The organism is Selenomonas sp. FC4001 (genome assembly GCF_000701565.1).
Taxonomy (GTDB): Bacteria; Bacillota; Negativicutes; order Selenomonadales; family Selenomonadaceae; genus Selenomonas_A; species Selenomonas_A ruminantium_B.
In genome coordinates this window covers 72,118-84,137 of the sequence record NZ_JNJF01000011.1, presented here as the reverse complement: position 1 = coordinate 84,137, position 12,020 = coordinate 72,118, and the positions used below count along the sequence as shown (strand labels likewise).

13 protein-coding genes are annotated in these 12,020 nt (G+C 48.0%); 10 read left to right on the top strand and 3 right to left on the bottom strand.

Translation table 11 applies throughout. From position 1 onward, the window contains the following. Position 1 precedes the first annotated feature (1 nt). Both gyrA and T320_RS05485 read left to right on the top strand, forming a co-directional pair. Positions 2-2,431: a DNA gyrase subunit A gene (gene gyrA / locus T320_RS05490; RefSeq protein ID WP_026759618.1), complete on the top strand. Its 2,430-nt coding sequence runs from the start codon at positions 2-4 to the stop codon at positions 2,429-2,431. Between the two features lies 1 nt (position 2,432). Continuing rightward, positions 2,433-2,801, top strand: coding sequence for a PBECR3 domain-containing polyvalent protein (locus tag T320_RS05485; protein ID WP_037353771.1), 369 nt, complete (start codon positions 2,433-2,435; stop codon positions 2,799-2,801). A gap of 223 nt (positions 2,802-3,024) precedes the next feature. Here T320_RS05485 and T320_RS05480 read toward each other — a convergent pair whose 3' ends face one another. Further along, positions 3,025-4,257: an NAD(P)-dependent malic enzyme gene (locus T320_RS05480; RefSeq protein WP_037353768.1), complete on the bottom strand. Its 1,233-nt coding sequence runs from the start codon at positions 4,255-4,257 to the stop codon at positions 3,025-3,027. A 311-nt stretch (positions 4,258-4,568) separates the two neighbouring features. Between T320_RS05480 and T320_RS05475 the strand changes: the two genes are divergently transcribed. Genes T320_RS05475 through T320_RS14820 form a run of 4 tightly spaced genes read left to right on the top strand, consistent with a single transcriptional unit; the run spans position 4,569 to position 5,897 of the window. Next, the gene (locus T320_RS05475; RefSeq protein ID WP_037353763.1) at positions 4,569-4,988 is read left to right on the top strand and encodes a hypothetical protein; all 420 of its coding nucleotides are present in this window, start codon (positions 4,569-4,571) and stop codon (positions 4,986-4,988) included. 25 nt (positions 4,989-5,013) lie between these two features. After that, positions 5,014-5,427, top strand: a complete 414-nt coding sequence (locus tag T320_RS05470; RefSeq protein ID WP_037353758.1) for a hypothetical protein — start codon at positions 5,014-5,016, stop codon at positions 5,425-5,427. After that, positions 5,417-5,542: a hypothetical protein gene (locus tag T320_RS15055; RefSeq protein ID WP_255327082.1), complete on the top strand. Its 126-nt coding sequence runs from the start codon at positions 5,417-5,419 to the stop codon at positions 5,540-5,542. The genes T320_RS05470 and T320_RS15055 overlap by 11 nt, the downstream gene beginning before the upstream one ends. Further along, on the top strand, positions 5,535-5,897 hold the full coding sequence (locus tag T320_RS14820; protein WP_197019380.1) for a hypothetical protein: 363 nt from the start codon (positions 5,535-5,537) through the stop codon (positions 5,895-5,897). The genes T320_RS15055 and T320_RS14820 overlap by 8 nt, the downstream gene beginning before the upstream one ends. Positions 5,898-5,955: 58 nt before the next feature. Here the strand turns inward: T320_RS14820 and T320_RS05460 are convergent, their stop codons facing one another. Further along, a complete protein-coding gene (locus tag T320_RS05460) occupies positions 5,956-7,212 on the bottom strand; it encodes an LCP family protein (protein WP_037353753.1) in 1,257 nt (418 codons plus the stop codon). A 156-nt stretch (positions 7,213-7,368) separates the two neighbouring features. Here T320_RS05460 and T320_RS05455 point away from each other — a divergent pair, with 156 nt between their 5' ends. From T320_RS05455 to T320_RS05440, 4 genes are all read left to right on the top strand, one after another. Further along, positions 7,369-7,833, top strand: coding sequence for a CYTH domain-containing protein (locus T320_RS05455; protein ID WP_037353752.1), 465 nt, complete (start codon positions 7,369-7,371; stop codon positions 7,831-7,833). A 371-nt stretch (positions 7,834-8,204) separates the two neighbouring features. Beyond that, a complete protein-coding gene (locus T320_RS05450) occupies positions 8,205-8,885 on the top strand; it encodes an MgtC/SapB family protein (protein WP_177241779.1) in 681 nt (226 codons plus the stop codon). 87 nt (positions 8,886-8,972) lie between these two features. Further along, positions 8,973-9,392 carry a cytidine deaminase gene (locus T320_RS05445; RefSeq protein WP_026759623.1) on the top strand — a complete coding sequence of 140 codons (420 nt, stop codon included), beginning with the start codon at positions 8,973-8,975 and terminating at the stop codon, positions 9,390-9,392. A 56-nt stretch (positions 9,393-9,448) separates the two neighbouring features. Further along, entirely contained in the window at positions 9,449-9,922 is a 474-nt protein-coding gene (locus T320_RS05440) for a hypothetical protein (protein WP_037353751.1), read from the top strand. A 721-nt stretch (positions 9,923-10,643) separates the two neighbouring features. Here T320_RS05440 and T320_RS05435 read toward each other — a convergent pair. Beyond that, positions 10,644-11,951: an NCS2 family permease gene (locus T320_RS05435; protein WP_037353749.1), complete on the bottom strand. Its 1,308-nt coding sequence runs from the start codon at positions 11,949-11,951 to the stop codon at positions 10,644-10,646. Between the last annotated feature and the right edge of the window lie 69 nt (positions 11,952-12,020).

The following is a 12,020-nucleotide window of genomic DNA, read 5'->3' as shown; positions in this document are numbered from 1 at the left end:
TGTGGAGTTTGAACAGGGAAAAATTGTCCCCGTCAATCTGGAACATGAGATGAAGAACTGCTACATCGACTATGCGATGAGCGTTATCGTGGCTCGTGCTCTGCCGGATGTGCGGGACGGTTTGAAGCCGGTACATCGCCGTATCCTCTACGCCATGCAGGAAGCAGGCATGGGCTCAGGCAAGCCCTACAAGAAGTCGGCGCGTATCGTCGGCGAAGTTTTGGGTAAATATCACCCGCATGGTGATAGCTCCGTTTATGATGCAATCGTCCGCATGGCGCAGGATTTCTCCATGCGCTACATGCTGGCTGACGGTCACGGCAACTTTGGTTCCGTAGATGGTGACCCGGCCGCTGCAATGCGTTATACGGAAGTCCGTATGTCCAAGATTTCCGAGCTGATGCTGCAGGATATCGACAAGGAAACGGTGGATTTCACGCCGAACTATGATGAGTCCTTGAAGGAACCTTCCGTATTGCCGGCTAAATTCCCCCAGTTGTTGGTCAATGGTACTTCCGGTATTGCCGTAGGTATGGCTACCAATATCCCGCCACACAACATGAGTGAGGTTATTGACGGCACACTGATGCTCATTGACAACCCGGATACCACTATCGAGGAACTCATGACGGCCATCAAGGGGCCGGACTTCCCGACGGCTGGTTTGATTCTGGGCAAGGAAGGCATCCGTCAAGCATATACCACAGGCCGCGGTATCATCAAGATGCGGGCCAATGCCCATATCGAAACCATGAGCAACGGCAAGCCACGCATCGTGGTTACGGAACTTCCGTATCAGGTCAACAAGGCTCGTTTGATTGAAAAAATCGCCCAGCTGGTGCGTGACAAGCAGATTGAAGGCATCACCGACCTGCGGGATGAATCGGACCGCAACGGTATGCACATCGTTATCGACCTGCGCCGTGATGCCAATGCCAATGTTATCCTGAACCAGCTCTTTAAGCACACCCAGCTCCAGGAAAGCTTCGGTGTTATCATGCTGGCTCTGGTAGATGGCAAGCCGCAGGTTCTGAACCTCAAGCAGGTGCTTCATTACTACATCAAGCATCAGGAAGAAGTCATTACCCGCCGGACGCAGTACGATTTGAAAAAGGCTGAAGCCCGTGCTCATATTTTGGAAGGCTTGACCATTGCTCTCGACCATCTGGATGCGGTAATTACCACCATCCGTGAAAGTCGCACGGCTGAAATCGCCAAAGAGGCTTTGATGTCGGGATTCAAGCTGTCTGACAAGCAGGCACAGGCAATCCTCGACCTCCGTCTCCAGCGCCTGACCGGTCTGGAACGGGAAAAGATTGAGGAAGAATATCAGGAAACATTGAAGGCCATCGAAGAATTCAAGGCCATCCTCGCTGATAATCAGAAAATCCTGGCCATTATCAAGGAAGAGCTGACGGCTGTAAAGGCCAAGTACGGTGACGAACGCCGCACGAAGCTCACGATTGATACTTCTGAAATCGATGTGGAAGACCTCATCGCCGAAGAAGATGTGGTCATCACTTTGACCCATAACAATTACATCAAGCGTATGCCACTGGACACCTACCGCCGTCAGAATCGCGGTGGCAAGGGCATCAAGGGCATGGGCACGAAGGAAACGGATTTTGTGGAAAACCTGCTCATTACCACAACCCACCACACCATCCTGTTCTTTACGACCCGCGGCCGCGTCTACAGCCTCAAGGCTTACGAGATTGCCGAATCCAGCCGTACGGCCAAGGGCACGGCGATTATCAACCTGCTGCAGCTTGACCAGGGCGAAAAGATTACGGCTGTTATTCAAGTCAAGGGCTTTGACCCGGATAGATACCTCTTCATGGCTACCCGCAAGGGGATCGTGAAGAAGACGTCCTTGTCCGAGTTCAGCAACCTGCGCAAGAACGGCCTCAACGCCATCAACCTCGATGATGATGATGACCTCATGGGCGTTAAATTCACCGATGGCGAAAGCTATCTGATGCTGGGCACTAAACTCGGTAAGGCCATTGCCTTCTCCGAGGATGATGTGCGCGCTATGGGCCGTATGGCCCGCGGCGTAAAGGGTATCAGCCTGGCGGACGGTGACGAAGTTGTAGGCATGGATATCCTCGTGCGCAACGCCGAAGTCCTGACCGTTACGGAATCTGGCTACGGCAAACGTACCAGCACCGAAGAATACCGCGCGCAGACCCGCGGCGGCAAGGGCCTCATCAACATGAAGGTCACGGAAAAAACCGGCTGCGTGGTAGGCATTAAGGTGGTTCGTCCCGAACACGAACTCATGCTGATTACCACCGACGGTATCGTAATCCGCACCAACGTATCCGATATCTCTGTTATCAGCCGTAATACGCAGGGCGTAAAGCTCATGACCACGGCAGAAAATGATAAGGTAGCTTCCATGGCTACTCTGGAGCAGAAGGAAGACTAAAATGAAACCTATTGCTCATATAAGTAAGAAAGTTATTGATGCATTAGGTTTGGATATTACCGAAAATACACCGATATATTTGGGTGAAAGTAATATTAAGCACATGAAGCAGCGACACTTCGCTGATTATGATGAGTATGGAGATGTTATAGCTGATATATTAAATCAGCCAGAATATGTTGGTAAAAATCCCAAAGATGATTCAATAGAGTACGTACGTGAATATAAGCGAACTAATGATGAATTTGTCAAAGTAGCAGTACGAATTTCGTTGAAAGGTCGATATTATGCGCGTTCGTTGTATGTATTAAGTGCCAACCGTGTACGGAATTTCATACGCAAAGGTACATTAAAGGATTTGACAAAGTAAGTAATATGAACTAGAATGATAGTAAGAAGAGAAGCAGAGGACGGAACGGGCAGCCGTCGCCGGAAGGGGGAACCCTGATTAGGAGATGCGGGAATGTCACCCCGCCTATTCTCGAATTCGGATAGGAGTCGCCTAGCGGCTCCTATTTTTATGAAAGCAAATATAGAAAATGCCGATAAAAACAACAATACAATGCTGTTGTTTTTATCGGCATTTTTGTACTTTACTTTTTCAACAATTCTCTTGTATGTTCTGCCACCATTTCCGGTGTCATCTCCCAATTGCGGGCTACGCCAGTTTTGCGAGCGGCCTTTGCTACGGCTGCGGCAACGGTAGGTGCTACTTCAGGATTAAAGGGGCTGGCGATGATATGGTTTTCGTCCAATTCTTCCGGCTTAATCAGGGAGGCGATGGCTTTTGCGGCGGCCATCTTCATTTCCTCGTTGATGGTGCTGGCCTGTACGTCCAGAGCGCCGCGGAAGATGCCGGGGAAGGCCAGCAGGTTATTGACCTGATTGGGGAAGTCGGAGCGGCCTGTGCAGACGATTCTTGCTCCGGCTTCTTTTGCCAGATGCGGCAGTATTTCCGGTTCGGGGTTGGCCATGCCCATGACGATAGCATTCGGCGCCATGGTACGCACCATATCCTGCGTGACACAGCCTGCAACGGATACGCCGATAAATACATCAGCTTTGCGGATGACGGCGTTCAGAGGGCCTGCCTCATGGCTGGGATTGGTAATCTTGGCAATATCTTCCTTGTAAGGGTTCATGCCGTTGGGACGCCCTTTGTAAATGGCCCCACGGGAGTCACAGAGTATGATATTGCGGCCACCCGCACTGTGAATCAGCCGTGTAATGGCCTGTCCGGCAGCACCGGCACCATTGACCACGAATTTAGCCGTGGCAAAATCCTTGCCCACTATCTTGAAGGCATTAATCAAAGCGGAAACCACCACAATAGCGGTACCGTGTTGGTCGTCGTGGAATACGGGGATGTCCAAAGTCTTTTTCAGTTCCCGTTCAATATCAAAGCACTGGGGCGCTTTGATGTCCTCCAGATTGATGCCGCCAAAACTTGGTGCCATCAGCTGAACGGCCTTGATGACCTCCATAGGCTCTTGCGTGTCCAAACCGATAGGCACGGCATCTACGCCTGCAAAGCCCTTAAAGAGGATTGCCTTGCCCTCCATTACGGGCATACCCGCCTGTGCGCCGATATTGCCTAAGCCCAGCACAGCCGTACCGTTGGTGACTACCGCCACCATATTGCCCTTGCTGGTATAGTCATAGGCCTTGCGCTTGTCCTCTTTGATGGCCAGACAGGGGGCGGCCACGCCGGGGGTATAGGCCAAAGTCAAATCCTCGGCAGATTCCAAAGGCACCTTGCTGGCCACCGCCAGCTTGCCCAGATGTTTTTTATGCAGCTGCAAAGCCTGCTCATTTACATTGCTCATATATCGTTCAAACTTCCTTTCCGAATATGGTCCATATTTTAGCTCCAGGTTCAAGCTAGTTCTGTATGTTATGTTACAGTTTACAGATTTTAGATAAATTATTCCGTTAATCACATAAAACTGTAATATACTTCATTATAACCAGATTCTAAGAAAAGACAAATATAAAATATTAATTGATACAATAGTTATACGCTATAAACAATGTTTAATCAAATTATAATGAGATTCTTAAATTCTTCTAAAAAAGCTGCGCTATGATATCGAAGTGAGCATTGTAGTAATAATTTAGAGATTTGGGTGGAATCGTAATGGTAATCAATAAAAATTTAGTATGCTTATCAATAATCTTAATTATGTTGACACGATTGTTGCATGATTATATCCCCTATGACTATATTTATGCTTTTTGCACGTTGTTTTTTGTCATTTTGAATATGTATTGCTGGGAAAAAACACGTAACAAGTTGGTGGTATTATCCTTTTCTTTTATGGCGCTTATGTTTGCTGTTCCCTTGGTTTGGAGTAGTACCAGCGTATTTGAAAATTATTTTAAGTTTGTGACGATGTTTTTGCTTTTGTTCATCTCAATTTCATTGTTGCTGATAAAGGGGATGAAAGAGAGTGATGAAAATGGGCGAAAAATATTGAAGTTCATCATGATGTCGTTAGGAGGCGTTATATTTTTGCTTTGTGCTGGTGGATATGCTTTATTAGCACTTAAATCTTAGATTGTTTTGTGAGGAGATATTAAGAATGAGGAAAATGGACTATAAAGCATTTATAATTGCCTTGATTGGCCTGGCGCTGGGGAAAATACTGAATCGTTCCTTTGGCAATAACGATATGATACTGGTGGTAATGGGAGCAGCTAGTCTCCTTTTAGGGGGTTATTATTGGAAAAAGGAACATCAGGACTGTATTGTGCTGATGCTGGTCTTTGCGATTTCTTGTTTTATTCCAGTGACCCTAGGACAGTATTCTGAGGATATACGTTATCTATCGCTTATAGGCAGTGTTGCTTTTATGATAATGGGGATAAATGTTTTTGTTGTGTGGAAAAGCAGGCGGGAGTCAGATGCAGGGAAAAAGAAGTTTATGAGAATAGCGGCTGGTATAAATACAGTAGTTTTACTGTGTTTCTGTGGGATAGCCTTATATGCGTTTTGATAAGTGTATTTCATGGGGAAAGGAAGCAGCATTAGGAAATGACCAATTTGAAAATAAGCAAGCCTATAGTGTGTTTTTCGATTTCGTTGATGACATTGGTCAAAGTAATGGATGAATATATAAACGCGAACTTACTTTGGGGATGTCTTTTGGTATTATTTGTAGGCTTAGCTGTATATTGTTGGAATAAACTCCATCAAAAAGTAATTATGTTGTCGCTAGGATTATTTTGCATATCGTGTCTAATTGGGCTTTTTTGGCCGGTTAATACAACATATGATGGCGTAAACAAAGGTGCTTTAATACTTTGGTCGGAGTTTTTTGCAATTACGTCTGTATTGGTTAGTAAAATGAAGGAATGCAATGAAGATGATAAAAAGTTATTGAAGTTAATTATTGGATTATTGGGTGGTTCGTTGTTCTTGTTGTGTGCAATTATTTATATTGGTATTTGGATGAAATCAAAATAGGCTGCTGCACGTTGCATTACGTGCAGCAGCCTATTTGTATTACGAACTTAGTATGAAATTAACGGGTTTTACTTACCCCAGTGCTGGGGGTCGGTACTGAGGAATCGCCGCTGTTATCGGTGCTGGGAGTACTTTGACGGCGGTCGGAGCGGGAAGTTTCTTCACGGTTGCCCCGTTCTTCGCTGTTGCGGGTGCGTTCCTCCCGGTCTATATTTTTGTCTTCACTGCGTTTATTTTTATCGGCTTTTTCCTCTCGGCGGCGGTTCTTGCTGCTATCGGAAGGTCTGGCTTTGCCAATGGAGGTATCGCTTGCAGGAACTTCGCTGGCGCTGGCCGGAATGCTGTTCTCATACTCGCGGATGTCGGCTTCCATTTTGGTCTTGTACTTGCCGCTGAGGGAGACGCCAAGAGTGTCAGCAACCGTCATACGGAGCTTGTTGAGGTTCGGAATCCAATAGCTGATGCCATCGATGTAGAGCGGTCTGCCCGGCACCATATCGGTTTTAAGGCCGTTTTCCTTGGACTGCTTCAGCGTACCGGCAAATTCCAGCAGCTGGCGGAAGGTCAAATCCGTCTGGATGGAATCCATGACTTCCTTGATAACGGAAGGCAGTTTCGGAATAATGGCCGGGGAAACAATCTTATCCATGCAGGCGCGCATAAAATCCTGCTGGCGGCGGATACGGCCCAAATCCCCTTCTTCGTCGCGGTAGCGCACATAGGTTACGGCTTTTGCGCCATCCATATGCTGCATACCGGGCTGGAAGTCGATGATAAGACCGCCGTCATCATCCCAAGGGTCTTCGTAGTGCATGCGTTTGGGCACATCAATATCAATGCCACCAATGGCATCAATAATTTTCTTAAATGACTTGGTATTGATGATGATGTAATGGTCAATATTTACGCCCAGCAGGTTTTCTACTGTGTCCTGAGAGAGTTTTTCCTTGCCATAGGCATAGGCAGCGTTGACTTTGTCAAAGCCATGGCCCTTGATTTTCACGCGGGTGTCGCGGGGAACGGAGAGCAGGGAGGCCTGATTGGTCTTGGGGTCGATGGAAGCAATCATCAGCGTGTCGCTGCGGCCCACATCATCGTCACGTTCGTCCACACCCATAATCATAATGGTGGCCTTGTCTTTGGCGGTAATCAGTTCTTCACTCTGTTTCTTTTCCACAGGTTTTTCCAGCAGACTGTTGCTGGCGTAGTAAGCACCAGCCAAAGCTGCGGAGATAAACACCAGTACCATCAGCACCCAAGGCCAGATACGGCGTTTCTTCTTTGCCTTGCGAGGAGGAATATTGGAAGTTTGCAAAAATCATACCTTCTTTTCTTCAAAATTGTTATGGATTCTTACTCATTGTAACACATGTTTATTATAAACTAATTAAGTATAACAAACAAATCTGAAAAAAGCGAGGGTTCAGTGGAAAAAATGTTACAATATAGAGAGTAAAGGAGGCTTAGGTTCATGGCAAAGGAAATTGAACGGAAATTTTTGGTGAAAGACAGCTGGCAGCCGCAAAGCGCAGGCATAAAAATAGCTCAGGGTTATTTGTCCACAGTGCCGGAGCGTACGGTGCGGGTGCGGATAAAGGGAGAGAAAGGGTATCTGACCATCAAGGGAAAGAATGTGGGGGTCAGTCGGGCAGAGTATGAATATGAAATCCCCCGGCAGGATGCAGAGGAAATGCTGCAGCTGGCCGAGCAGCCCATTCTCGTCAAGACCCGCTATTTGGAACAGCAGGGAGAATTCATTTGGGAAGTGGATGTTTTCGCGGGCGAAAATCAGGGGCTGGTAGTGGCAGAAATCGAACTGCCGGCAGAGGATGCGGAGTTTTCACGTCCGGCCTGGCTGGGACAGGAAGTATCCGGTGATGTCCGTTACTACAATGCAAACTTAATAAAATTCCCATTTTCCCTGTGGAAAAAGTAGGATTTTGTAACATTATGGGTCGGCTTGGGGATATCCACAAGATTTAGGCATAAATCTGGGGATAAAAGCACAAAATGTAGTTGATAAGCGTTTGTCAAGATGAAAATATAGGGTTATCCACGGATTTATCCACATTATCCACAGATTTTGCCTAGATGGGCATAGACAATATTCACATGATGCTTATATATTATAGAAGGAAAATGCAAAAAAACAGGGAGAAGTTCATACTTATCCACACCTGTGGATTATTATGTGGATAAAATGTTCCCTTATTTGGTGGGATTCACATGGACAGGCAGGATTTTTTTGGCTGAAGGCGAATTCATAAGAGAATAGGCATGATTAGTGGAAGAAAGAGGTGAGAAGTCATGCTGTCGGAATGGGAGTTGTTTCTGAGGCTGGTTCTCTCCTGTGTTTTGGGCGGTATCATCGGTTATGAGCGCCAGTCCCGTAGAAAATCGGCGGGGTTGCGTACCAATGTGCTGGTATGTCTTGGTTCCTGTTTGATTATGGTCATGTCCATCGGTCTGTATCAGGATGTTGAGGGCAAGACCAATGCTGACCCGGCGAGACTAGCAGCGCAGGTGGTCAGCGGCATTGGTTTCTTGGGCGCCGGTGCCATCATGAAGGAGGGGCTGTCCGTTACAGGCCTGACTACAGCTGCCTGTCTTTGGGTGGTGGCTGGCGTTGGCTTAGCGGTAGGAGCTGGCTTTTATACCGGAGCGCTTATCAGTACCGGTTTGGTATTTGTGACTTTGGGCAGGCTATCCCGCTTAGATGACTGGGTGGACCATGAGAAGAATCTTTCGCTCAATATCCACACAGTGGACAGGCCTGGGCAGCTTATGCGCATCAGCCGCTGTCTGGAGGATTTGCAGCTACGGGTCAGAGGTGTAAAGGTCAATGCTGCTGATGATGAAATGGAAGAGGGCGGCGAGCGCTCGATGTATATTGATTTGGAAATTTTCAACAAGCAGAGTATCAAGAGCATCATCATTGTCGATGCTGTGCGGCAGATAGATGGTGTTATCAGGGTGGATGTTGTCTAAGAAAATTTTATTTCGCGCAAGGATTTTGCTCTTGCATGGGGAATAGTAGAAGTAGGTAGTAGTGGCTAGAAAAGGAGTGAACCAAATATGAATCCGGAAATCGTGGATACCATGGTGCGGGCGGCTATGCAGGTCATGGATAACGCTTATGTACCTTATGGAAAGGCAGCTATTGGCGCTTGCGTGTTGGCCAGTGATGGCACCTTTTATACAGGATGTAATATCGAAAACGCCGTACCCCGGCTCTCCGTCTTTGCGGAGGAAGTGGCTATGTACCGGGCGGTAGCAGATGGCAAGCGGGAATTTGACGCCATTGCCGTGATTGCTGATACGGATGAGCCCTTTGTTCCCAATGGTGCTGTATGTCAGCTGTTGGCAGAGTTCAACGTGGAAGAAATCATCATGACCAATATGGACGGCGTGGTGAAGACCGCGAAGCTCACCGATTTGATGCCGTATGCCAGAGCACCGCTGGATAATGCTCTGCGCCCTGTAGAAGAAGATTAAAACGCTAAAGTAATGCCCCCTTTCTTTCGATATATAGAGAGAAAGGGGGCATTTTTATGTCGCAGATGTCAATGGAAACGTTACTGGCCCTGCAGAATCTGGCGGCCAAGTCATATAAGAGCAAGGAAAGCAAATTGGAAACGAAAACGGGGGATGGCGAAAGCTATCAGGATATTTGGGCGAAGGTCAAAAAAGAGCAGGAAGAATGGGATAGGACTCTCAATGAATACGATTTGACGAAGTACAAGCTGGGGCTTATGGACAGCTTCTGGTCGGATAGCCGCAAAAAGACACAGGATTATATGTACAGCTACTATAAACGCCAGCAGCGGGCCATCAATCAGCAGTCGATTAATGAAATTGCCCAGAATATCGCCTGGCTTAATCAGCTGAACAACAGCGGGCTATTAAATGGAAGTATCGACACCGAAGCGGCGCAGGCCACCGGCAAAGCACTGAAAACGGCCCTGCAGACCACGGTGCTGGCAAGCATAAGGAACTTTCAGGTCAATTCGTTTTTGGGGATATAAGCAAAAAGAGACTGTGAAATTGCAGTTTATCGATGTTATTGCGAGATTATTTTTATTTGTTACAGCTCAGTTTGGGCGGAGGTGGTAATACTTTTCGCCGTTGCACTAAATGACCCACAAGTAAGTGTATGGGCTTTTTAGTTACCTGCGCCGGGCAAGACCGGCGGCGCGTATGTTCATATCAGTGTTTAGTTTATAGCGTTTGTGGGCCAGTCCTCACTTCGTTCGGACAGTCGTTCCACGGCGAAAAGCATCACCACCTCCGCCCTAAGCGATGTCCGTATAAGATGGCATTTTCGCAGCGATAAGCAACAAGTACATCGATGTTCTTGTTACGGGAGCAACGAGTTCGTGGCAATAGCATAGACCGTATCTTGGGGCGAACGGGGAGTGATTTTTCTGTAAGGAGCGACTGCCTGAACGAAGTGAAGGCCGGCCCCTGTAGAAAACAGCTAAGTAAATACGCTGAAAAGCAGCGCCGTTGGCCTGCCCGGCGCGAGTAACTGGATAATTCTATTTTACGAGGGGGTCGTTTAGCGGAAAACAGAAAAATTACTCCCCGTTCGCCCCTGACGATGTATGAACTGGATACCTTTATCACGAACTTCCCGACAAACTGCAATTTGCCAAAAGTGCGTTGACAACTTTTATGTCAACGCACTTTCTGGCTGTTAAGGGGACTTTACATCCCCTGTATGTGTAGATGTCCGATATAGCTTTATTATGCACGCATAATGAGATTTACGAGGAACGCCAGGCTGATTACGCCCATAACCCAGCTGACTTCCTTATATCGGCCGGTACATACTTTCAGTACCACATAGCTGATAAACCCAAAGGCAAAGCCGCTAGCGATGCTGTAGGTCAGCGGCATCATAATGATGGTCAGGAAGGCTGGTACGCCGTCGGTGAGGTCGGAAAAGTCAATGTCCTTGACGGAAGAAATCATCAAAGCACCGATGAGAATCAGAGCAGAGGCCGTCGCATAACTGGGCACCAGTGCAATCAGCGGGGCGAACAGCAGCAGGGAGAGGAAGCCGAGCGCCGTGATAACGGCGGTAAGTCCTGTGCGGCCGCCGGCTTCGATACCGGTGGCGCTTTCCAGATAGGTGGTTACGGTAGAGGTGCCGACAAACGCACTGCCAATCGTAGCGAAGGCATTCATGGTCAGTGCCTTGTTGAGGCCGGGGATTTCGCCATCATCCTGCACCATATTGGCCCGGCGGGTCAGGCTGATGAGGGTGCCGATATTATCGAAGAGTTCCACCATGGTAAAGGTGAAGATGATGGAGATAATCCCATAATCCCAGGCACCTGCGATATCGAGCTGGACGAAGGAACCGCTCACCGAGGGGATGTCGAAGCTGATAATATCGCTGATACCGTGGGGAATGGGAGAATATCCCAGCGCCATGGAGAGCAGTGTGGTCACGCCAATGCTGATGAGGATAGCACCCTGCACGCCACGCACCATGAGAATGACCGTGAGTGCCAGTGTGAACATGGCAAAGACGGGGGCAGGCTGGGTAACGTCACCAAGCGCCACAAAGGTTGACGGGTCAGCTTGCAGGACACCGGCATTTTTGAGGCCGATAAAGGCGATAAAAAGGCCGATACCGACCGTGATGGCCGCTTTGAGTGTATCCGGTACGGCATGAATGATGGCTTTCATAATGCCGCCGCAGGTCAGAATCAGAAAGACGATACCCGAAAAGAATACGGCACCGAGGGCCACAGTCCAATGCAGGTGCAGGCTGCCGCAGACGTAGTAGGAAAAGAACGCGGCAAGGCCAAGTCCGGGGGCAAGTGCCACCGGGTAATTGACCAGTACACCCATAAAGAGGGTGGAAACAGCGGTAATCAAAATCGTAGCGGCGATGGATGCTTCCTGGGGCACACCCGCATCCGTGAGCATATGGGGAATGACAAAAACGATATATGCCATGGCAATGAATGTAGTCAGCCCGGCAAAGAATTCTGTGCGTACCGTCGTTTTGCGGTCGCTCAGCTTAAATAGGCGGTCTAGCATAACTCCTCCTAAAATTATAGATATAAGCCTTCCCCCCTGGGAAAGGTGGACGCATTTTGCGGTTGCCAT

What these genes read in the sequence shown, in the direction of transcription:
- T320_RS05440 (WP_037353751.1), top strand. Translation starts at nt 9,449, where the DNA reads ATGTCGCAGATGTCAATGGAAACGTTACTGGCCCTGCAGAATCTGGCG.
- T320_RS14820 (WP_197019380.1), top strand. Translation starts at nt 5,535, where the DNA reads ATGGATGAATATATAAACGCGAACTTACTTTGGGGATGTCTTTTGGTA.
- T320_RS05475 (WP_037353763.1), top strand. Translation starts at nt 4,569, where the DNA reads ATGGTAATCAATAAAAATTTAGTATGCTTATCAATAATCTTAATTATG.
- T320_RS05470 (WP_037353758.1), top strand. Translation starts at nt 5,014, where the DNA reads ATGAGGAAAATGGACTATAAAGCATTTATAATTGCCTTGATTGGCCTG.
- T320_RS05480 (WP_037353768.1), bottom strand. Translation starts at nt 4,257, where the DNA reads ATGAGCAATGTAAATGAGCAGGCTTTGCAGCTGCATAAAAAACATCTG.
- T320_RS05445 (WP_026759623.1), top strand. Translation starts at nt 8,973, where the DNA reads ATGAATCCGGAAATCGTGGATACCATGGTGCGGGCGGCTATGCAGGTC.
- T320_RS15055 (WP_255327082.1), top strand. Translation starts at nt 5,417, where the DNA reads ATGCGTTTTGATAAGTGTATTTCATGGGGAAAGGAAGCAGCATTAGGA.
- T320_RS05455 (WP_037353752.1), top strand. Translation starts at nt 7,369, where the DNA reads ATGGCAAAGGAAATTGAACGGAAATTTTTGGTGAAAGACAGCTGGCAG.
- T320_RS05435 (WP_037353749.1), bottom strand. Translation starts at nt 11,951, where the DNA reads ATGCTAGACCGCCTATTTAAGCTGAGCGACCGCAAAACGACGGTACGC.
- T320_RS05450 (WP_177241779.1), top strand. Translation starts at nt 8,205, where the DNA reads ATGCTGTCGGAATGGGAGTTGTTTCTGAGGCTGGTTCTCTCCTGTGTT.
- T320_RS05485 (WP_037353771.1), top strand. Translation starts at nt 2,433, where the DNA reads ATGAAACCTATTGCTCATATAAGTAAGAAAGTTATTGATGCATTAGGT.